The sequence below is a fragment of the Ignatzschineria larvae DSM 13226 genome (genome assembly GCF_038500265.1).
In the GTDB taxonomy this organism is placed as follows: domain Bacteria; phylum Pseudomonadota; class Gammaproteobacteria; order Cardiobacteriales; family Wohlfahrtiimonadaceae; genus Ignatzschineria; species Ignatzschineria larvae.
Genome location: NZ_CP150637.1, coordinates 271,934 through 294,682, shown reverse-complemented (window position 1 = coordinate 294,682; position 22,749 = coordinate 271,934). Strand labels below are relative to the sequence as shown.

General features: G+C 40.9%; 22 protein-coding genes. 16 read left to right on the top strand and 6 right to left on the bottom strand.

Features of this window, described 5'->3' with window-relative positions; genetic code table 11:
- Positions 1-49 precede the first annotated feature (49 nt).
- Positions 50-1,723 (top strand): DNA repair protein RecN, encoded by a 1,674-nt coding sequence (gene recN / locus WMO13_RS01325; protein ID WP_026878378.1) that lies wholly within the window; start codon positions 50-52, stop codon positions 1,721-1,723.
- 56 nt (positions 1,724-1,779) lie between these two features.
- Here recN and WMO13_RS01320 read toward each other — a convergent pair whose 3' ends face one another.
- Entirely contained in the window at positions 1,780-2,217 is a 438-nt protein-coding gene (locus WMO13_RS01320; protein WP_026878377.1) for a DNA polymerase III subunit chi, read from the bottom strand.
- A gap of 95 nt (positions 2,218-2,312) precedes the next feature.
- On the opposite strand from WMO13_RS01320, the gene tgt reads away from it, so the two are divergent.
- From tgt to lptG, 3 genes are all read left to right on the top strand, one after another.
- Complete coding sequence (gene tgt, locus WMO13_RS01315) at positions 2,313-3,434, top strand: tRNA guanosine(34) transglycosylase Tgt (protein ID WP_026878376.1); 1,122 nt, start codon at positions 2,313-2,315, stop codon at positions 3,432-3,434.
- A gap of 158 nt (positions 3,435-3,592) precedes the next feature.
- Positions 3,593-4,648 carry an LPS export ABC transporter permease LptF gene (gene lptF, locus WMO13_RS01310; RefSeq protein WP_026878375.1) on the top strand — a complete coding sequence of 352 codons (1,056 nt, stop codon included), beginning with the start codon at positions 3,593-3,595 and terminating at the stop codon, positions 4,646-4,648.
- 31 nt (positions 4,649-4,679) lie between these two features.
- On the top strand, positions 4,680-5,717 hold the full coding sequence (gene lptG / locus WMO13_RS01305; protein WP_026878374.1) for an LPS export ABC transporter permease LptG: 1,038 nt from the start codon (positions 4,680-4,682) through the stop codon (positions 5,715-5,717).
- Positions 5,718-6,015: 298 nt separating this feature from the next.
- Here lptG and WMO13_RS01300 read toward each other — a convergent pair whose 3' ends face one another.
- From WMO13_RS01300 to hfq, 5 genes are all read right to left on the bottom strand, one after another.
- Positions 6,016-7,314 (bottom strand): adenylosuccinate synthase, encoded by a 1,299-nt coding sequence (locus WMO13_RS01300; protein WP_026878373.1) that lies wholly within the window; start codon positions 7,312-7,314, stop codon positions 6,016-6,018.
- 67 nt (positions 7,315-7,381) lie between these two features.
- Complete coding sequence (gene hflC, locus WMO13_RS01295; RefSeq protein ID WP_026878372.1) at positions 7,382-8,437, bottom strand: protease modulator HflC; 1,056 nt, start codon at positions 8,435-8,437, stop codon at positions 7,382-7,384.
- An 18-nt stretch (positions 8,438-8,455) separates the two neighbouring features.
- Positions 8,456-9,796, bottom strand: a complete 1,341-nt coding sequence (hflK, locus tag WMO13_RS01290; protein WP_051396089.1) for an FtsH protease activity modulator HflK — start codon at positions 9,794-9,796, stop codon at positions 8,456-8,458.
- Between the two features lie 261 nt (positions 9,797-10,057).
- Positions 10,058-11,374, bottom strand: a complete 1,317-nt coding sequence (hflX, locus tag WMO13_RS01285; RefSeq protein ID WP_084331417.1) for a ribosome rescue GTPase HflX — start codon at positions 11,372-11,374, stop codon at positions 10,058-10,060.
- A gap of 161 nt (positions 11,375-11,535) precedes the next feature.
- Complete coding sequence (gene hfq, locus WMO13_RS01280; RefSeq protein ID WP_026878371.1) at positions 11,536-11,802, bottom strand: RNA chaperone Hfq; 267 nt, start codon at positions 11,800-11,802, stop codon at positions 11,536-11,538.
- Between the two features lie 313 nt (positions 11,803-12,115).
- On the opposite strand from hfq, the gene WMO13_RS01275 reads away from it, so the two are divergent.
- From WMO13_RS01275 to WMO13_RS01220, 12 genes are all read left to right on the top strand, one after another.
- Positions 12,116-12,913 (top strand): Cof-type HAD-IIB family hydrolase, encoded by a 798-nt coding sequence (locus tag WMO13_RS01275; protein WP_051396088.1) that lies wholly within the window; start codon positions 12,116-12,118, stop codon positions 12,911-12,913.
- A gap of 80 nt (positions 12,914-12,993) precedes the next feature.
- Positions 12,994-13,794, top strand: a complete 801-nt coding sequence (locus tag WMO13_RS01270; RefSeq protein WP_051396087.1) for a phosphatase PAP2 family protein — start codon at positions 12,994-12,996, stop codon at positions 13,792-13,794.
- A gap of 321 nt (positions 13,795-14,115) precedes the next feature.
- Positions 14,116-14,880, top strand: a complete 765-nt coding sequence (yaaA, locus tag WMO13_RS01265; protein ID WP_026878370.1) for a peroxide stress protein YaaA — start codon at positions 14,116-14,118, stop codon at positions 14,878-14,880.
- Positions 14,881-15,140: 260 nt separating this feature from the next.
- Positions 15,141-15,953, top strand: a complete 813-nt coding sequence (locus WMO13_RS01260) for a MetQ/NlpA family ABC transporter substrate-binding protein (RefSeq protein WP_026878369.1) — start codon at positions 15,141-15,143, stop codon at positions 15,951-15,953.
- Between the two features lie 219 nt (positions 15,954-16,172).
- Positions 16,173-16,709 (top strand): oligoribonuclease, encoded by a 537-nt coding sequence (orn, locus tag WMO13_RS01255; protein WP_026878368.1) that lies wholly within the window; start codon positions 16,173-16,175, stop codon positions 16,707-16,709.
- A gap of 145 nt (positions 16,710-16,854) precedes the next feature.
- Complete coding sequence (locus tag WMO13_RS01250; RefSeq protein WP_034855261.1) at positions 16,855-17,337, top strand: phosphatidylglycerophosphatase A family protein; 483 nt, start codon at positions 16,855-16,857, stop codon at positions 17,335-17,337.
- Positions 17,338-17,350: 13 nt separating this feature from the next.
- Complete coding sequence (locus tag WMO13_RS01245) at positions 17,351-17,965, top strand: thermonuclease family protein (protein ID WP_051396086.1); 615 nt, start codon at positions 17,351-17,353, stop codon at positions 17,963-17,965.
- Between the two features lie 56 nt (positions 17,966-18,021).
- Complete coding sequence (locus tag WMO13_RS01240) at positions 18,022-19,149, top strand: MlaE family ABC transporter permease (protein ID WP_026878366.1); 1,128 nt, start codon at positions 18,022-18,024, stop codon at positions 19,147-19,149.
- A 12-nt stretch (positions 19,150-19,161) separates the two neighbouring features.
- Positions 19,162-19,974 carry an ABC transporter ATP-binding protein gene (locus WMO13_RS01235; RefSeq protein WP_051396085.1) on the top strand — a complete coding sequence of 271 codons (813 nt, stop codon included), beginning with the start codon at positions 19,162-19,164 and terminating at the stop codon, positions 19,972-19,974.
- Positions 19,958-20,902, top strand: a complete 945-nt coding sequence (locus WMO13_RS01230) for an MlaD family protein (protein ID WP_026878364.1) — start codon at positions 19,958-19,960, stop codon at positions 20,900-20,902. Before WMO13_RS01235 ends, WMO13_RS01230 begins: the two co-directional genes overlap by 17 nt.
- A 137-nt stretch (positions 20,903-21,039) precedes the next feature.
- Positions 21,040-21,633 (top strand): ABC-type transport auxiliary lipoprotein family protein, encoded by a 594-nt coding sequence (locus WMO13_RS01225; RefSeq protein ID WP_026878363.1) that lies wholly within the window; start codon positions 21,040-21,042, stop codon positions 21,631-21,633.
- Between the two features lie 26 nt (positions 21,634-21,659).
- Entirely contained in the window at positions 21,660-22,523 is an 864-nt protein-coding gene (locus tag WMO13_RS01220) for an NUDIX hydrolase (protein ID WP_026878362.1), read from the top strand.
- The last annotated feature ends 226 nt before the right edge of the window (positions 22,524-22,749 follow it).

Genomic DNA, 22,749 nt, shown 5'->3' with positions numbered 1-22,749 from the left:
TATACTAACTTTAGGAATTATTAACCTATTCCAAAGCACGAGGCTTTCAATGTTAATCGATCTCTATGTCAAAAACTTTGCCATTATTGAAGAACTACAACTCGATTTCTCGCCTAATTTAACTGTCATTAGCGGGGAAACGGGTGCCGGGAAATCGCTCACGGTGGATGCGCTCTCAATTGTTCTAGGTGGAAAAGCAGATGCATCGATGATCTATCAAGGTCGAAGCCAAGGCGAAGTGATTGCAACTTTTGACATCTCTCGTATTCCAAGAGCAAAAGCGTGGTTAACCGACAATGCTATCGGTTTTGATGAAGAGCTCTGTATTTTACGGCGCGTAATCAGTAATAATGGTCGCTCTCGAGGTTTTATTAATGGTCGAGCAATGCCTCTACAGGCGCTCAAAAATTTGGGTGAGCGCTTAGTCGATATCCACGGGCAACACGCCCATCAATCTTTAACCCGCGCGAATGCACAGCGACATTTAGTAGATCAATATGCCGGTTGCTTAGATGAGGTGAATGAATTAGCAACATTTACTCGCAACTTACAAGATCGTGAGCAGAAGCTTAGCGACCTGAAGAATCGCGATGAGAGCACACAAGATCGAATCAATTTCCTGAAGTTTCAATTAGCTGAATTTAATAATATCGCGCCACAAGAAGGCGAGTGGGAAACGATCAATACCCGCTTTAATCAACTCAATAACTTTGAGATGCGTATCTCGGCGATCGAAGAAGCGATTCAATATCTCAATCACGATGAATATGGTATTACCCGGCAGTTAGGGCAATTAGCACAATCGTTGCAAAGTTTAGAGAATTTTGATCCGAGCATTAAAGATATTAGTGAAATGATCAATAATGCGCTGATTCTCTGCTCAGAATCAGAGAATGAATTGACCGGAAAGCTTGATCACGAGAGCTTTGATATGGAAGAGCTCCGGCAGATTGATAGCAGAATGCAAGCGCTCAATAGCTTAGCTCGTAAACATCGTATTGACCCTGAAAATCTACTACAAAAACAGCAAGAGCTTGAGCAAGAACTCAAATCGCAAGATGTCTCTGAAGAAGAGATCGCAGAGCTTGAAGCTAAAATTGCCGTAATGCGTATTGAATGGCAAAAAATGGCCGATGAAATTAGTCGTCAACGCCAAGAAGCAATCGAAGAGCTTGATCTTAAAATTACTGAATCAATGCAAGGATTAGCAATGGAAGGCGGGCAGTTTGCCATTCATCTGCAATCGAATACGCCCTATCATCCTTATGGGAATGAGGCGGTGGAATTTAGGGTTTCAGCCAACCCTGGCCAACCGCTTCAACCGCTCGGCAAAGTGGCTTCCGGGGGTGAATTAGCGCGAATTAGCTTAGCCATCTCTGTCATTCTCAGTATGCGCTCATCGCTCCCAACCCTGATCTTCGACGAAGTAGATACCGGTGTGGGCGGTGCTGTGGCTGAGATGATCGGTCGTTATCTTCAAGAATTAAGTATCGGTCGCCAAGTCTTCTGTGTGACCCATCTCCCTCAAGTGGCGAGCTTTGGCCATCATCACTTTGTCGTTGCTAAAACCAAAGGGGAAAACAGCACAACCACGGCTATTCGATCGCTTGATGAGAAAGGCCGAATTCAAGAGATTGCGAGAATGCTCGGCGGCGTAAAACTGACCGAAGCCACCTTTGAACACGCTAAAGAGATGATCGAACATAATCGACCGGCAGCGTAGATATTGTGCAATATTCTGTTTCTATTGCCGTCTTGCTTTTCATCTGCTTAACATCTCTACAACTTATGCGTTTTAAGCGAAAAACCGAGATCACGATAGAGACGATAGCGATTACGACTCTCTTCTAAAACTTGTGGATCTTGGGTAATCACCTCAAACACACGCGGATATTGCCCCATCTTGATCACTTCAGGCACCGTATGATGAAGATTAATAAAGAGAGAGCGAGGTTCAAGCGTCCAAGTTTGATCCGAAAGGTAGATAAAATCATGAGGATTGATATCATCCTCACTCTCAATAATGGCGTGAGGTAAGAAATCAATCTGCGGAATCTCCCATAATTTACGATCTAATGATTGAATCAATGCACGATTATCACTATAAAAAAAGGTGGGTTCTTCAGCCAGATAAGCCTTTTCAATAATTTTTAAGAGTAATTTCTCTCTTGTTGCTTCGCTACTTGAGGGCAATACATAAAAACTCACTTCTACCATTCTGAAACCTTTTGACCTGTGATAAGGAAACTCTGCATTTTTTGCCATTTAAAGGTAAAATAGTACCATTTAAATTCTGGAAAACTAAGCATACAATGAAATTTGAACTTCTCAAGACTGATGGAACGGCTCGTAGAGGCCGTATTACCTTTGAACGTGGCACAATTGAAACCCCTATTTTTATGCCTGTAGGCACCATTGCAACGGTTAAAGGTGTCACGCCGCACAACCTTAAAGAGATGAATGCCCAAATTATTCTTGGCAATACGTTCCATCTTTGGCTTCGCCCTGGTCTTGATGTGATTCGCGCCCACGGTGATCTACACGACTTTATGCAATGGGATAAACCGATTTTGACCGATTCTGGTGGTTTCCAAGTCTTCTCGCTTGCCGAACTTCGGAAGATTGAAGAGAAAGGGGTGACTTTCCGCTCCCCTTTTAATGGCGAGAAGCTCTTCCTTGATCCTGAAACCTCAATGGAGATTCAACGGGTTTTAGGTTCCGATATAGTGATGGCATTCGATGAATGTACCCCTTATCCTGCCACATATGATGAAGCACGCACCTCTATGGAACTCTCAATGCGCTGGGCAAAACGATCGAAAGAGGCTTTTGTCAATGGTGGTAATCCTAATGCGCTTTTTGGGATTGTTCAAGGCAGTATGTTTGAAGATCAACGCCAAGAATCACTCGAAGCACTCACTGAGATTGGCTTCAATGGTTATGCAATCGGTGGACTTGCGGTTGGGGAACCTAAGGAAGAGCGGGATCGTATTTTAGAATTTCTGAACCCTCGTATGCCACAGGATAAACCACGCTATTTGATGGGCGTTGGTAAACCGGAAGATCTAATCGAAGGGGTTAAACGGGGCGTTGATATGTTCGACTGCGTCATTCCTACGCGTAATGCTCGTAATGGTCATCTCTTTACCCGCTTTGGCGATATCCGTATCAAAAATGCCCGCTATGATAAAGATACACGTCCACTAGATGAAACTTGTGAATGTTATACCTGTCAACATTTTAGTCGCTCTTATTTGCGTCATCTCATTCGCACCAAAGAATTGCTGGGTGCCCATTTAGCAAGTATTCATAATTTGCACTATTTCCTCTGGCATATGCAGCAAATCCGCGATCATATCGATGCCGGTACGTTTGAGCAATATTATCAGCAGTTCTATCAAGAACGCGCCATGATTGATGAAGAGAATCAATAATTCTATCAATCTATGAGTTATATCTATTGCCATATCTATTGGCATAGCCATTAACCTATCCATTATCTACATCCATTAGCCCCAATAATTCATAATAATCATTGCGACTAATGGGTTATGATATAACCATTCTATTAGATGCAGGAGACTGATCCCGAATGAAGCTTATAGATCGCTATATCCGCAGAGAGATCTTAACGACCTTTGCTGCTGTTCTTTTAGTATTGATCTCAATACTATTAGTGCAGCGCCTTGCGTTCTACCTCAATCAAGTGATTAACGGCACGCTGTCGCAATCCGCTGTTTTTTCTCTACTTGGATTACAGATCGTTCGCTTTATTACGGAGCTTCTCCCGCTCAGTTTTCTGCTCGCCTCCATTCTCGCCTTTGGCCGGCTCTATAAAGATAGCGAGATGACCGCCTTTTATGCGCTAGGAATGCCGGTTAAAAGGCTCTATCGCATTCTATTACAAGTGGGGATTCCACTCAGTTTTGTAGTACTCGTTTTAAACTTCTGGATCGTCCCAGAAATTGCTCAAATTCAAGAGATTGTCCTTAAAAAAGCCCGCGAAGAAGCGCAATTGACTATTCTTAAACCCGGCGTATTCCAAAAATTTGCCGAAGGACAACATATTGTCTACGTGCAAAGAATTAATCCAACTACGGGCTATCTTGAAAATGTCTTTATCAAAAGCAATGAGGCAAATGGCAATACGGCCATTACCTTTGCCAAAGAAGGCTTGCAAGAGATTGATGAGAATAATACTCGCTTTATCATTCTCAAAGATGGCGCGCGAACAACCATTACCCCTGAATATTCAGAAGTAGCCCACTTTGAAGTGATGCGTACTCGCTTAGATACCACAAAACAAGATAACTGGCCTAAAGCCATTGCTTGGAGCACGAAAGAACTTTTTGAGAATCCATCGCCTCTCTATAAACGAGAATTACAACGTCGTCTCTCAGGCTCGATCTCGGTCTTCTTACTGATACTACTCATCCCGGCATTGTCACATTCAAGACCTCGTCAAGGACGCTTCAATAAATTGATTATCGGCGTGATCTTCTATGTCTTCTACTTTAACCTGTTAGGAATGGGGCTGGCTTGGATGAAAAATGGTACCGTGAACCCTGATTTGGGGATCTGGTGGATTCATATTCTAATGTTTATCGTGGCGTTTATTGTCTATAGACGCTATAACCGATCGCTCTAATGATCACTTTTAACGAGGATAAGAGAATAATATGTTAAAAATTGATCGTTATACCTTTGCAACATCGTTACTATTTACGCTATTTTGCCTATTACTACTCATCATTATTGAGAGTTTCTTCACTTTTCTCAATGAGTTACAAGATATCGGCGATGATCAATATCAACTCATTGATATGATTAAATTCCTACTCTACGATATGCCCGCACGGGTTTATCGAATCTTTCCAATGGCACTCCTACTCGGAACTCTATTAGGGCTAGGGCAACTCGCAAGCCACAATGAGCTCACCGCCATTCGAACAGCAGGCTTTAGTAAAGCAAGAACACTTCGAGGGGCAATCTATACAACGCTACTTCTAAGTGCCGTCATTGTCTGGGTTGGGGAGTATATAGTGCCACCAACACACGAAGAGGCACTTGTCGTTAGCCATAAAAATAGCTCGAATAAAGGTTTTTGGGCAATTGATGGAGATTATATTATCGAAGTCCGCTCATTAGAAAATTTAACGCTTAAAAATATCAATGTTTATTCAGCTAAAGATCAAGCACTTTACAAATGGATTAAAGCGCCGGAGATGGTCTTAAGCAATAATGAATGGGTCATGCCTAGTTTCACAGAAATTACATTTAATCCGGATATCATTACCGATCAGAAAGGACAAGATTTTGCGCTCAATACGCATATTGATAAGACGGCACTCAATGCCTTAGTCAATGATCCGGAATATCTCTCAAGCCAAGATCTTTGGCGCTTTATCACCTACCTTGAACAGAACAACCTCGATAGTAGTGAATATCGCCTTGCATTCTGGAGTAAGGTCTTTAATCCGCTAATCAACATTTCAATGATTCTAATCGCAGCCCCCTTAGTCTTTGCCCAACAACGCCGGCAAGGGATTGGTGAACGGATTCTTATCGGTGTCATTCTCGGACTGATTATCTATCTGATGACACAGATGCTCGGACACTTTATCCTCATTTCGGGATTCCCACCCATCATCGGTGCACTCTTCCCGGCCATATTTGCAATGTTGATCGCTTACGGGCTCTTCAAGTTACTACCGTAATCTACTATCATCATTGATAGAAGTGTTCAGATCATAGACCTAATAAAAAGCCCTAACAGATTTTTCTATTAGGGCTTTGTCTTGTTGGTAGCATAGTAAGATTAGTTCAAAACAAGCTTGTTTTTTAATGCTGGCTGATCGAGGCGAGGACGCTGTTCTATCCGGCCTCTTGCAACTGTTGCTTAGAAAGGGTTTTATGTTCTTTTTAAAATCCTATACTCGCTGCTTTAAAAACATTCTTCTTAAACCAGATTGACTATACATCTACTCGTCAAAAACAGCATTAAACTTAAATATCTTATTCGTTATCGAATGGATCTCTTAATACAAGCGTCTCATTACGATCAGGACCTGTTGAGATAATATCCACCGGCACTTTCAATAATGTTTCAAGGCGTTTGATATAATTTTGCGCCGCAACTGGCAAAGCATCGAATGACATAATACCTACAGTGCTTTCAGACCAACCCGGCATTGTTTCATAGATGGGCTTACAGCGACCAAAGTTTTCTGCACCATATGGAGGATACTCCACTACTTCGCCATCTAATTCATAGCTTGTACAGATTTTAACTTCATCCATACCATCTAATACATCTAACTTCGTTAAGCAAAGTCCTGATAAGCTATTGATATCAATAGAACGTTTTAATACCGGCACATCAAACCAACCACAACGGCGCGCACGACCTGTCACTGAACCAAACTCATGACCACGCTCTGCTAAACCTTGACCGATTTCACAAGTTAATTCTGTGGGGAATGGACCTGAACCGACACGAGTCACATAGGCTTTCACAATCCCTAATACATAATCTAATGCTAATGGACCAACACCTGTACCTGTTGCCGCACCGCCAGAAGAGGTATTGCTTGATGTCACAAAAGGATAAGTACCATGATCGATATCGAGGAAAGTACCTTGCGCTCCTTCAAACATCACTTTTGCACCACGATCTCGAAGCTGTTTAAGCTCATATGAGACATCAGCAACAAGCGGAAGAATGCGTTTTGCAAGTTCCATTGTCTCCTCATAAACAGCCTCTACAGATAATGGCTCTTTACCAAGGTAGTTCACCAACATGAAGTTATGGTATTCCATCACACTTTCAAGTTTTTGACGGAAAATCTCAGGGTAGAAAAGATCGGCGACACGCACAGCACGACGTGCTACTTTATCTTCATAAGTAGGGCCAATTCCGCGGCCTGTGGTACCGATCTTATTTTTACCCAATTTCTCTTCACGGGCTTGGTCAATCGCCACGTGATATGGCATCACTAAAGGACACGCTTCAGAAATTTTAAGACGCTGATCTACATTAATACCACGACTTAATAATTCATCCATTTCAGATAGAAGGGCAGCAGGAGAAAGCACGACACCATTGCCAATATAGCAAGTGACATGCTCACGCAAAATCCCTGAAGGGATCAGGCGAAGAACCGTCTTCTCTCCGTTAATTACAAGTGTGTGCCCTGCATTATGGCCACCCTGAAATCGAACAACGGCTTCAGCTTTATCTGTGAGAAGGTCTACAATTTTCCCTTTTCCTTCATCGCCCCATTGCGTTCCGATAATAACAACATTATTACCCATCTAATTTTTTCCTCATAAAAATAGAATAAGGCGACTAGCGCCTTAATTTAACAATCAATTGTTTTTGTTACTGCTTTTGCTGAAAGTGCTTAAAGAAATCACTGCCAGGATCGAGAATTAAGATATCTCCATCATTCTGAAAGGCATTCTTATAAGCCTCTAAGCTTCGATAAAATGAGTAGAATTCAGGATCTTGACCATAAGCTTGACCATAAATCACAGCCGCCTCTGCATCTCCTTCCCCACGAATTTTCTCAGCTTCTTCGAATGCAGTGGCGAGTAGAATCACACGATTACTATCTGCTTCCGCCACTTTTTCAATGTAAGCTGCCTCCCCTTTAGAACGAAGCTCTGTCGCAACACGTTCACGTTCTGTACGCATACGATTAAAGACATTATCCGTCACATCATCGGGTAATTCAACACCATTAATACGAACATCAATAATCTCAACACCATACTCTTTTGCTTCCACTGAAAGCGCTACTAAGATAGTTTTTTCGATCTCTTGACGAACAGTATTATTCAGATCAATCTCTTGTCCTGCAATCACCGGAGTCACATTCTCTTTGCTACGAATCACAATATCGATATCTTCTGCATGAATCTCTTCGAGCGTTTTAGGGTCTAAGGCTAACGCATCACTCGGTTTATCCACAACGATCACTTTTGAATTATCGCCATATTTAGTACTTTTCGCGGCAACATTACCCCCGACAACCGTTTGAACATCACGCTTACCGAAGGCGGCGCGGAAGTTGTTTTTCACAATCGGTTCAAAAAGGCGATTAAAGACACCTGGATTACCGGCAACTTTTTGGTAGTAGACTTCAGGATCAATGACGCGCCATTTGATAAAGGTATCCACGATCAGATTTTTCTTCTCTGAAGTGAGGAAGGGCTCTGGTGGTGTATCTAATGTTTGGATACGACCATCAAAGATTCGTACATTATCGATCAACGGAAGTTTAAAGTAGATTCCTGGCTCATCATAAACAGTTACAATACGACCAAAGCGTAATTGTAGCCCTTTCTGCCACTCTTTCACCACGACTAATGAGCTCGTCAATACGACAAGGACGATCACCACAATGGGAAGAATAATACGTGTAAATAATTTCATATTGAATGACTTCTCCTATTAACGAGTGAGACGTGCACGACTTCTGCTATCATCGCTAGTCGTTGTCGAAGGGGTGGTCGTTGTTGATTTCTGACTGCTATTTAGTTCAGCTTTCGTCGTTTTTGCCGGTGTAGAGGACATTTGCACACCACTATTAATCGGGGTTACATCCATATTATGGCTACCACTATTAGTGCGACTATGACTATTACTAGTATTATTGTTGTTGCCATTAATCATCTTATCTAGTGGTAACATCATCAAGTTATTACCGCTCTCTGACCCCATATAGAGTTTGTTACTATTTTGTAACACTGTTTCCATATTCTCAAGATAGAGACGTTCGCGAGTTACATCCGGTGCATTACGATAGGCTGTATAGAGGCGATTAAAACGCTCCGCTTCCCCGCGCGCTTGGGCCATTTTACTTTCACGATAAGCTTCCGCTTCCCGTAAAATACGTTCAGCTTCCCCGCGTGCTTCAGCGTGCACTTTACTCTGATAGGCTTCTGCTTGGTTAATCCGGCTCTGCTCATCTTCCCTTGCACGAATCGCATCTGAGAAGGCATCTTGTACCGCCGCTGGGGCCTGTGCATCTTCTAAGTTAACGTTAGTAATGACAAGACCAATGGCATAGTTATCTAAAATACTTTGCGCGAGCTCTTTCACTTCTTGCATCAACTGCTCACGACCATCTGTCAAGATATCATCTAGCGAGGTTTGCCCTACACGCTCACGAGTCGCACTATCCACCACTTCCTTAAGGGTTTTATCAGGGTCAACCGAAGCAAACCAATATTGTGCGGGGTCATCATTGTTAATCTGATATTGCACTTCAACATTCACATCCACAAGATTCTCATCTTTCGTCAACATTGAGGCTTTACGATTCCCCTTAGCCGTTGAACCAATTTTTTGTGAGAATCGGCGCTGAATATCGATAATACGATGTTCCCCAATAGGACTTGGGAAACGCCATCTTAAACCGGGATCTTTAGTCGCATGATACTGCCCTAACAGTAACTCGACCCCTTTCTGCCCAGCATCAATGGTATAAAACCCCGTTGCAAGCCAACCACAGAGAAGCACAGCCCCACCGATTGCAATATATTTACCAATACCGCTTGAATGCCCTTGCCCGCCTCTACCGCGAAAAGCACCCCCGAGTTTTTTGAAAATCTCATCTAAATCGGGCGCTGAACCATTTTGATTATTGCGGTTATTAGGCTCATTTGGGTTATTAGAGCCATTGTGATCATTCTGACCTTGAGGCTTTTGTGGATTTGATTGATTACCACCCGATTGATTTTGCCCATCTTTCGGTGCTTCCCAAGCCATCTCTAAGTTATTTTCCTTCATTTAATCCCTTTGATAATTCTGCTGACCATCTCAACAATGATCCTATGAATATTCTTTTCAAATAATCCGCTAGATCTCAGATCTTATCCCATTTTTATAGCGACAATTCGACAAGATAGCAATTTTTTAGCCAATTTGCACCTATCATCGTATCGCTTTTCATCTTCATAAATATGATCTTATAAAAATTTGCATTAATCCTTATCATTCATTCTATTCAACTATGTGATCTCTCGGTGAAAACCGCTATTTCAGAACAAACTAACGAATCACTGAAATGAAATAGCGTGAAGTCTCCGGCATCTCTTTTAAAAGACGCATCAAGCGATAACGCGCAAGGTAGAGCTCTAAAATGAACTCCCCTTTCTCCCCAAATTGTTCATCTTTGACCGCATCTAACCGATAGAGTTCTGCCCGTAAACGCCCTTCGCTTGGCGGTAATGTCACAGAAAGTGCTAGATGATTTTGTTGAAAATGGGTTGCAATAGCATCAATTAAAAACGATAACCCTTCCTTTTTTACCACTGAAAGCCACACAGCATTGGGTAAACCCCGCTCATCCTTAGATATATGGGGATTAATTTCCGGTTTTAAATCAATTTTATTAAAAACTTGCAATCGAGGAACTTGATCCGCTTTAATCTGCTCAAGCACATTCGATACCTCTCTCATCTTCAGTTCTCGCTCTTTATCGGCAACGTCGATCACTTCTAAAAGTAGATCAGCCTCCACCGCTTCTTGCAACGTAGACTTAAAAGCTTCCACGAGATCATGAGGTAATTTAGAGATAAAACCGACAGTATCCACTAAAATAATGCGCCCGACATGGGGGATTTCAATGGCTCTATGAGTAGGGTCTAATGTGGCAAAAAGCTGATCCTGCACATACACACCAGCATCAGTTAACGCATTAAAAAGGGAGGATTTTCCGGCATTAGTATAACCCACTAATGCCACTGTGGGTACTTCATTGCGCTCTCTAGAGATGCGCTCTTGTGCCCGCATTTTGGTCACTGATTCAAGTCGTTTTTTAAGCTGACGGATTCGATCACTAATCACCCGACGATCCATCTCAAGGCGGGTTTCTCCAGGACCTCGCAGACCGACAGCACCGCCTCGCTGCTGTGATAGATTAGTATGTTTACGCACTAAACGAGTTGCAAGCCTCGTGAGCTGTGCCAATTCAACTTGTAGCTTACCCTCAAAGCTCTGTGCTCTTTGGGCAAAAATATCGAGAATCAAGCCAGTACGATCTACCACTCGAATATCACAAAGACTCTCAAGGTTACGATTTTGGCTTGGTGTTAAATCATGATTCATCAGGACAACATTGGCATCATAATCTTGAACCGCCTGATGAATTTCCTCAGCTTTACCAGTACCAACGAAATATTTATGATGTGCTGTCTGCCGACTGCCAGTGATAATGGTTGCTATCTCAACACCAGCTGATGTGACTAATTCACAAAATTCTGCTAAATCCCCGGGCTCACTCTCCGGCATTTCCAAAGAGACAATCACTGCACGATCATGCGGATGGGATAATAGCTCTGAAGCTACTTCAATAATTTCGGTCATTATAACTGCGAGAGTACCTCGATAAACAAAACGCAACGATAAATTTTAACAGATCGTCCGTTGAAAAGAGCAGGTATCGGTAATATCACCGATAAAAACTTAATTTACTCCATCTAATATTTTATTTTAGATAAGCTCTAAATTACTTAACAACAATAGACTTATGCCTCATCTGAAGTTGTTTCTTCGAAAGAGGTTTCATCATCGACCTCTAGACCCAAATTGATATTGCGCGCAGGAACAATCGTAGATACCGCATGCTTATAGATCATTTGGCTAACATTAGAACGAAGTAAAATCACAAATTGATCAAAAGACTCGATCTGACCTTGTAGTTTAATCCCGTTGATCAAGAAGATCGATACAGGAACGCGTCCTTTGCGTAGTAGATTTAAAAAAGGATCTTGAAGGGATTGCATTTTTGCCATGTTGGTTCTCACTTATTCGTTTTTATCATTCATTGGAGGAGTCCATCATTTATAGCGCTTCGCTACAAGACAGCCGACTCTATTTATAGTCAACCTCTAAATTTGAGGTTCTTATCTAGCTAATTATAATGCATTTCAGCATTTAAAGAGAAATAACTTTTCTTTACTGCCAAAAAAGCTTCGCTAATTTCCAATATTCGTGTGAATCATTGTGATTTACATCACAATCTAGGGTTGTCGAATGATGATGAACCCTCTATACTTTCAAAGAGTAGCAATCAGTGATGAATCAGATAACTAAGAGGAATATCGAATGACTTTTAAAGCACTCTTTTTGGACTTAGATGGTACAAGTCTTAATGATCACAATAGTTTATCCCCTGCATTACAAACGATTCTCACGAAGCTCAGACACGATGGTTTACAAGTTGTTTTTAGTACTGGTCGAAGCTTTGCTGGCGCGCTGCCATTTGCAAAAGCCATTGGTGGGGTCGATTATATGATCAACTATAATGGTGCTCGAGTCTTTGATTTTCGCAAAGAACGCGTGCTCTATGAAGCGCTTTTACCGCGCCCGGTGCTAGAACAAGTGTTTGAATTTTCCAAAATTCATCAATATCCACCGATCTTCTATCATAACAATGTGATCTATACTGCCGATGGCTCTGCACATCATCACACCTGTCCTGGTGAGCGTTTTGCTATTTTAGATCCTGACTATAACTGGTTAGATGAAGATGTCACTAAAGCGCTCTTTGTTGTTCCTTCTGAACAATTAACCACTTATCTCGACTTTGCTCATCAGCATTTCCAAGGTGCTTCCATCTCAACCTCTTCGGCAACTTATCTTGAAGTGATGCCTCAAGGTGTCAATAAATCTGTTGGTGTTCAGCACGTGTTAGAGCAACTGAATATTGACCCGAAACAGTGTATCGCATTTGGCGATCAGCGAAATGATTTAGAGATGCTCTCATTAGTTGGTCATCCCTATGTGATGGGGAATGCCATTGACCCTCTTAAAACCCAATTCCCCGATCGTGTTGTTCATACAAATATTGAAGATGGTGTTGCGAAAACACTTGATCAACTTTTTAAACTCAACTATTTCTAGTAGTTGCCTCTTCAGAGAAAGATCGTTAGACTTGATCGATTCAGATTTAATTTATGACCTTATTTAACTACTAATAACTTATGATCACTATTGCGCCTTTCTCTAAACTCGTCAAAAACCTTACACTCACTTTTATCCCGCTCATTCTGATCCCCATTATCATTTGGCTTACAGGTTGGCATTGGGAGCACGCACAGCATTATCAAGTTTGGGATTTTCTCCTATTTATCGTCACAGAAACAGGGTCAACTCCCTACTTCGCGCTTTTAACGTCACTCGTATTAGCGATTGCGCTTAGTATGCGCTGTCAACGTTTACAACATCATTGGGTCATCATCTTCTTAAGCGTATTAGTGCTACAAGGTGCTACACAAATCGTGAAGTCTGCCATCAAATATACACTTGAAGAACCCCGCCCTTACATGAGTTATATCGTTGATCAAGGCGTTGAGATTGATACATTTTACGATCTTTCCCGAAAAGAACGCGCCGAAATCATTACTGTAGCTGTCGAAGAAGATACGCAAACACCCTCTTGGCTTCAACAGCATTGGCAACATGAAACAGGCTACTCATTTCCTTCAGGACACACGATTTTTGCGGTCATGTGGGCGATGATCATCGTGGGATTCTTAACACGTGAACGAGATTCTAAAACGGGGATAATTGGTGGACTTATCACAGTATGGGCCGGCTTAATGATGATTAGTCGTGTACGCCTTGGCATGCATTTCCCAATTGATCTATTTGTCAGTACAATTTTAGCCTACCTCATTGCCCTACTCTTTTTCTATCTGCTATCTAAAAGAGATCAAGCTTTCTCTGCCGGCATTGAAGCACCGGAAGTTTCTGAATCGCACTATCGACAAAAAATAAAGTGATTATAATTCAAGTAGTAGCACTGATTTTCAAGCTTTAAAATAATATTTTGATACCACTATGATAAAATAGCATCTAATGAATAGACGCGATATTTCTAAAGAATAAAATCTACCGACTGTGCATAAAATTCCTAAAAGGAAATTAACACAACGCTAAGAGAGGAAAAAATCTTAGCGTTCCTCTTGTATAAGTGTGCCATTTTCTATAAAACTAAATAGAAGACTTATCGGTTGTCTAGATTATTATAATAATGACGATCTAGACCTTTATCTTCAAAGATCACAGCGATAACAATAAATAGATAATCAATGAGGACAACTATGCTATTTCTACTTTCTCCTGCAAAAATGTTGGATGAACATACGCCCCCGCCAATCACAAGTTTAGATCAACCAACACTTTTAGAGCAGTCTCAACAACTTATCAATATTTTGCGCCATTATAGTGCTAGTGACTTACAGACTTTAATGAAGATCTCTGAACGTATTGCCGTTCAAAATCAAGAGCGATTTGCACGCTATGAAACACCTTTTAATTCACAAAATGCGAAACCGGCAATCTATCTCTTTAATGGCGATGTTTATCAAGGTTTATCTGCCTATAACCTCTCTGAAGAGTGTATTCAATTCCTCAACAAACGTCTCGCTATCCTCTCAGGATTATACGGTGCTGTTCGCCCCTTAGACCTCATCGCACCTTATCGTCTTGAAATGGGAACACCGTTATCCAATGATCATGGTAAAAATCTCTATGATTTCTGGGGCGATACCATTACTGAATATCTCAACGATCGAATTGATGAAACCAATGCAAAAGTCGTGATTAATCTTGCATCTAATGAGTATTTTAAAGCCGTTAAACCTGAAAAACTTAAAGCTCGCGTAGTCACACCGATCTTTAAAGATTATAGCAATGGTGAATATAAGGTCATTGGCGTTTATGCCAAAAGAGCTCGCGGATTAATGACCCGTTTTGCTTGTGAGAATAATATTACTGAACTGCAGGATCTTAAAAAATTTAACCTCGAAGGTTATGCCTATAAACCGAATGATGTGACCGGTGAAATTGTCTTTATTCGAGGATAACGCATTGTCCCATTATTATTCATAATAAAGATCAAGATCGAATCAATTATAAATCCCCTTCTAAAGGGGATTTTTTATATCTGAATTTTCATATCTGAATGTTGATATCAGTTTCAATATTGAGTGCACTATAAGAAAATTCACAGAATTGTTGTCATTTCTCTACAAACTTATATACTAATCATAACATACAATTTATATATACTTAGTATGTTTTTGTGTATCTTAAATTCAATTGATCTCTTATATGAAGGCATCCTATGAAACGTTTATTTCCTTTACTAATACTACTATTCTCTAGCTTCTTTTTTTTGACCGCCTGCACCCCTAAAAATGATGATAAAACCGTCGTTATGGGGGTTTCACCTGGCCCTTATGATGAATTATTTGATGCTGCTATTTTGCCGATATTAGAAAAAGAAGGTTATAAAATTGAGCATGTTAATTTCTCAGCATTACTCGAAGCGAACATTGCGATGACAGAGAATGCTGTGGATGCGGTTGTTTCACAACATGCTGGATTTATGAAAGTATTTAATGATCAAAGAGGCAGTGACCTTATTGCGATTCAGAAAATACCAACAGTTCCAGCAGGAATCTTTTCAAATAAATTCAACAAACTCGATCAAATCCAAAATGGTATGACCATTTTAATTCCTCAAGATGCCTCTAATGCTGCAAGGGCTTATGGTTTATTGCAAAAAGTAGGTTGGATTACCCTAAAGCCCAATACAGATCTAATGCGTGCTTCTAAAAATGATATTGTGACTAATCCTTACAATCTCAATATCAAAGAGATGGATTCAAGCCTTATTCCTCGAGTATTAGATGATGCCGATTTTGCAGTGATTCCAGGCAGTATTGTTTGGTTAGGTAAACTTGATCCAAGCAGAGTATTAGCACAAGAAACCCTTTTAGATGATCTCTATTTACAAGTGGTCATTCGTGCTGAAAATCGTGATAAACCATGGGCTAAAGCGATTATTGATGCTTATAATTCTGATGATTTTAAAAACTATATGAAACAAAACAATCAAAATAACTATTGGATTCTTCCCCCAGCATTGCGTTAATTTTCGCATTTCAACAAACTAAGATAAATATAAAAGCCGATATTTGATCAGAATATTCGATCAATTACCGGCTTTTTTGCTTATCATCTTACTGATTACTATATAACATGATATTTTCCCTCATTCATGAGAAAATAGACGATTACTCATACGCGATGAAGCACAAGAGTACTAAAGTAGCAGAATGTATTAATTAAGAGAAGGTAGAGAAAATAGAATATGCAAAATAGAGAGAATCTTTTGTGGATTGACTTAGAAATGACTGGCTTAGATGAAGAAATTCATCATATTATTGAAATTGCCTCTATTGTAACGGATAAAGATCTTAACATTTTAGCCGAAGGCCCTAGCATTGCGATCTATCAACCCGAATCGATTTTAGCGCTTATGGATGAATGGTGCCAAAACACCCATGGTGCATCAGGATTAACGGCCCGCATTCGTGAAAGTAAAACATCTGTCGAGATGGCAATGAACGCCACCATTGAATTTGCTAATCAATGGATTCCAGCAGGTTCTACCCCTCTCTGTGGCAATAGCATCGGCACTGACCGCCGTTTTCTCAAAAAATATATGCCGGCATTAGATCAATTCTGCCATTATCGCAATATCGATGTAAGTTCTTTCAAAGAGGTGATTAAACGGTGGTATCCCGAAGGAAAAAGCTATGAAAAACGTAATACCCATATTGCCTTAGATGATATTCGCGAATCGATCGCAGAATTACAATTTATTAGAACCCACTACTTTAAGTAGGTCCATAAATGTACAATGACTGATTAGCTAATCATCATCTATAATAGCCATCTATAATCAGATTAACCATCACATTGACTCTCCAGATAATATCTTATCTCTCTTAAATATCCTGAGTAATCAAACCTTTCAAAGGGACAACATAATGACTCCAAAAATTACAATTAAAACCCCTTGGCAATTTTTTGCCTCTGGCTTTGGCTCCGGTATGTCTCCTGTTGCGCCGGGCACTATGGGGACGTTAGCAGCAATTCCTTTCTGGTATATTTTTGCAACGATTCTCCCCACTTGGGGCTATATCGGGATGCTGATTATCACAGCGCTAATAGGAATTGTCATTTGCCAAAAAGCAAGCGATGAACTCGGCGTCCATGATCACGGCGGTATTGTGTGGGATGAATTTGTTGGATTATGGCTCACCATGCTTTTTGCGCCGGTCAGTTGGACAGCGATCATCTTAGGTTTTCTTATCTTTCGATTTTTTGATGTATTAAAACCGTGGCCTATTAAAGTGATTGATGCACAAGTGGGTGGCGGTTTAGGGATCATGCTTGATGATATTTTAGCAGGTATTTTCTCGCTAATAACACTCCAAGTGATTCTTCATTGGATCATTCCGCTCTTCTAATCTTAAAGTTATCATGAATTACTATCGAAAAGCATTTTTGAAATATATCAAACAGATGGGTAGAGCTCAGTGGCAAAGAGGGAAAGGGCGCTTTTTGACTGGCTTACTTTTTATCGCTATTTTAGGCATCTCCTATTGGACATTAGAGCCTGAGCAACCCTCTAAATCTACAACCGCTATTGTGGCCGGTGATACCCTTTATCAATGTCGAATCAATCGAGTCATCGATGGCGATACTGTGACTGCGAATTGTCCACCTAACAATCGAGAGCAACTACGAGTTCGTGTTTGGGGAATTGATGCACCGGAAATGAAACAAGGTCATTGGGGAGAAGCATCAAAAAGCTATCTCATTATGTTATTATCTGAAGCTGATCATGATATTATAGAGATTCGAATCCGAGACATTGACCATTATGGAAGATACGTTGGCCAGCTTTTTTTAAACAATCGCGACCTCGGATTAGAATTAGTCAAAAATGGTGAGGCGGTAGTTTATAAACAATACAATAAAGAAGCCAACTATCAGCAAGCACAAAAAGCAGCACAAAAACAGAAGCTAGGTATCTGGAAAATAGATGGGGCGCAACAAGACCCCGCCACTTGGCGTAAACTCAATCCTCGGTAAAGCATATTTAGCATTGCAATGGAATTCAATTCCTCTGCGCAATCAGAACTTTACCAATGAATATAGAACCACAACATATGATAACGCTTGAGAATAATACAATCTATATTGACGGCGCTTGGATTCTTGCTAACTTGCATACGATTCAGCAAGCGGCCAAAAAATTCCAAGAAACACCTGTCACGACAGATGCTATCACTATTGACGGTAGCAAAATGACTAAGCTTGATACCATTGGGTGTCAAGAGCTCTATATCGCCCTCAGTAAGCTCCCTGCTCACTGCAAAGTTGATTACAAAAATTTTGCAAAGAAACAACTTGACCTCTTCCTCTTTATCAAATCACGTATTGATGATGCCGGCATTCAAAAAGAAGCCCCCACCATCCGCGAACTATTTGTTACAAAGATAGGTCGCAAAGTCTTTAAGCTATTCGATGGTACTCAACGTTTTTTAGAGTTTATAGGCGAAGTTTCTATCATTGCTATTCAAAAGGCCTTTACGCCTTGGAATATCCGTTGGCGTGCCTTTTGGGCAAATATTCAAAGTGCGGGAGTGATGGCACTACCGATCGTTGGACTTCTCAACTTTTTAATTGGAGCTGTAATTGCATACCAAGCAGGTAATCTCCTACAGATGTTCGGCGCAAGTATCTATATTGTTGACTTTACGGCCGTTGCGGTACTACGAGTCTTAGGGCCACTCTTAACTGCCATTATTATCGCTGGTCGAACAGGAGCAGCTTACGCAGCACAAATAGGGACAATGGTTGTCAACGAGGAAGTTGATGCGCTTGAAACCATCGGGATTAATAAATATAACCAATTAGTGCTCCCCAAAATGTATGCGTTAGCAATTTCATTACCTTTACTAACGCTTTTTGCCGATATGATGGCCATTTTTGGCAGTATGGTACTCTCTAATTTTTATTTAGATATCTCATTTGCAGAATTTATTCAAACGATTCCTAACTCCGTGACATGGCGCTCTCTGATTGTTGGATTAGTACAAGCTCCTGTATTTGCCATTGTCATTACGCTTATTGGTTGCTATCAAGGATTCCAAGTAGCTGGTGGTGCTGATAGTGTAGGACAACAAACCACTAAAGCTGTCGTACAATCTATTTTCTTCGTTATTATTATCGTTGCGCTCTTCTCGATTTTAATGCGAAATGTGGGGTTATAGGAGATATTAATCATGACAGACCCAATAAAGACACAGACATCACCGTCTCAATCTGATGATGTGATTCGCATCGAACATGTTTATAATGCTTTTGGCACACATGTGGTACATGAAGATCTCAATATGATAGTGAAACGCGGTGAGATGATTGCCTTAGTAGGAGGATCGGGCTCGGGCAAAACGACTTTGCTTCGCACCATTATCATGCTCCAACCTCCTAGCAAAGGGCAAGTCTATCTCTTCGACAACCCTGTTTGGGGAGCAACCCATAAAGAGAAACAAAAATTACGGCAAACTTTTGGGATGCTTTTTCAAAGTGGGGCACTCTTTAGCTCTTTAACAGTCCTAGAGAATATTATGGTCCCACTGCAAGAGCATACAAAACTCAGCCGTAAAGATATGGAAGAGGTTGCAATGCTGAAACTCACGCTATCAGGACTTAAACCTGAAGCCGCAAGCCTACTTCCTAAAGACCTCTCTGGGGGAATGATAAAACGCGCAAGCCTTGCACGTGCACTCGCATTAGACCCTGAGTTGCTCTTCTTAGATGAACCGACAGCCGGACTTGATCCTGTATCAGCTAGTGAATTTGACGGCCTAATGCGGCAACTTAAAGAATCTCTTAACTTGACCGTCGTAATGGTGACACATGATTTAGATTCAATCTGGGCAACAACCGATAAAGTCGCCTTCCTAGGCAATAAAACACTCATTGCCTACGAACCAATTCAAGATCTCGTTAAAAATAGCAATCCTTTAATTCAAAAATACTTCCAAGGTCCTCGTGGACGCGCGGTTGGAGAAGCATATGGAACACAAATTTAATTACACTGTTGTAGGGCTCTTTGTCCTTGGATTCTTAGCCTGCCTTATTACCTTGATCATCTGGCTGACGAATGGTTTTGAAAAAGTCAATACTATCGAGTATAAAGTCATTACTAATGAGAGTGTTGCCGGTCTTTCAATCAATTCGCCCATTGATTATCGAGGTGTGAATGTTGGGAAAGTGGCTGCGATCGAACTGAATAATAATGATCCTCGTTATGTCACAATTTTACTCAATATCGATGTAGGTACGCCGATCAAGCGAGATACAGAAGCGGTCTTAATGAGTCGTGGTATTACCGGCATTGTCAATGTGAGCTTGACCGGGGGCACACCTCAAGCGGGCGATCTATTACCGACCAAAGAAGATCCTATTCCTACTATCAAAAATGGAGCATCTCTCTCACGCCGTTTAGATGAAGCGCTCGATAATATTACCCACTCATTAACTGACTTATCACAAAAAATGGGGTCAATTTTAACAACACAAAATATCGATAACTTCAGTGATATTCTCGCAAATACCAATAGTTTCACCCAAGATCTTGCCTTAGCAGGCGGGAAAATTCGAGCACTCACAGAGAAAGCTGCCACAACGCTTGATACCATCACACCACAACTAAAAAGTGCGGCTGACTCTATCTATAACCTTGCACAGCATACTAAAGACTCTGCCCAAAAACTCGATAGTATCATGACTAAAGCCAATACTGTGCTTGATAGCGCCAACGTTGCATTAGGCAGTGCCAATAGCACATTTAAAACCTGGAATGGTTTAGGTGAAGAAGCCAATGGATCAATCCAAAACATCTTCCCAACCCTTGAAAATGCACTCTACAACTTCTCTCTTCTAATGCAAGAGTTAGAAGCGACGCCGAATGCGATCATTATGGGTAAACCGAAACAAAAACCTGGCCCCGGTGAATAACAAGATTAAATTCATATAAAGATCAAATCCATATCAGAACAAATAGATTTATGAGTAACTTCATTAGTAACGCGATTAATAGCGTTATCAATACATTGAATAATAGAGTTTCACAGACTTTATAAGGACTATATCGTATGAAATCATTTAAAAATTGGCTGATGGTCGCCATTTTACCTCTAGTAATAGCGGGTTGTGCTTCAGCACCTGCGAAAACAAATTATCTTCTCTCAACAGAGACAACGCCGGTTGCAAATGCCCCTCATACACTCCCTTCGCTACTTGTTTCTCAAGTACGCTCCCTAGGTCGACTCTCTACAGAGATGTTCTATAGCCGTACTCAGAACGAAATTGAGAGCTTTACTCAAAATGAATGGGCAGCGCCTCCGGCACAACTAATTCAAGCGGCCATTACCCAAGATCTTGATAATCGTGGTCTCTTTGAATATGTAGTTATGGCGCCTACTAATATCTCAGCGGCTTACCGTTTAGATATGTCTATCTTAGAGATGCGTCAATACTTCCCTAATGAAACAGAGAGTTACATCATTCTCAAGCTACAAGCACGCTTGATTAATAATCGCAATAATCAAATTGTTAAAACCTATACCTATAATGAACAAGTGCCGGCACCCACTTATGATGCAGCGGGTGGTGTGAAAGCCTATAATAGTGCACTCAATAGTATTGCTGAGCGTTTAGCGCAAGCATTAACTCGCACTGTTCGTTAATTTAAATAGGATAATAGACTTTCGTCATGTTGATAGACCTCTTCCCTTCCCTTGCTAAACCCAATTACCACGACTATCGTCCACTCTATTTTGATAAAGCGCCTGTTGGTTGGGTTCATCGAGCGAGAATTGAGGTCTTGACGAATTTCCCTGAATTATTTCTAATTCAAACGAATGCTATCTATTTTCAATCTGATTTCTGCCTAACAGATATAGCAACCCGCACGCAAATGATTGCCCACTTTTCAGAAACCTTAAGAGAAGTAGGAATCATTCAAAATTGGCGAGATGAAGCCTATGGTGTCTATCGTCCTGGAGAAGATCTACAAACACCCATCTTTACTATTGAACGAGGTGTTGCTCCATTTTTAGGCCTAAGGGTTTATGGGATTCATATCAATGGCTATCAAGTTCCTACCGATCCTGATGCACCTATTGAACGACTATGGATAGCCCGGCGATCTCACCTTAAAATGATTGAACCTCATAAACTCGATAATATCGCTGCCGGCGGTTTAAGTTATGGGGAAAAGCCTCTCGATACAGCGATTAGAGAAGCGATGGAAGAAGCCGCCGTTCCCTACGACTTAGCACAACACCTCAAACCTGCGACTAAAATCAATTACATTGCAGAATATCATCAAGCGATTCGTAATGAATGTATTTTTGCATTTGATCTGCCCTTACCGGCTGATTTTATACCGCAAATTAATGATGGTGAAGTAGAAGCCTTCTATCAAATGACACCCATTGAAATTGAGCAGGCATTACGCGCAAAAGATCAATTTAAACCCAATAGTGGCTTAGTGACTCTTGAGTTTCTCATTCGTCATCAACTTGTGCAACTACTGCCGGATGAGGCGAGCGCACTATTAGAGGTCATTAGCTAAAATAAATCTCTCTATATAGTATGACTATATATCTGCCGAGCAATAACCGTTTGAGCAATCGAGGGATTGCTCATTTGCGGGTGCTCACTCTCTCTGGTTTCGTAATCTTTCTATCCCGCACTGAATTAGCTTTTATAGTGAAATCGATTTTAAACAATTAATTAAAAAATATTTGCAAGATTGTATAAGTCTTTCTCCTACAATCCTTGTTAATTTTTTAAACCCG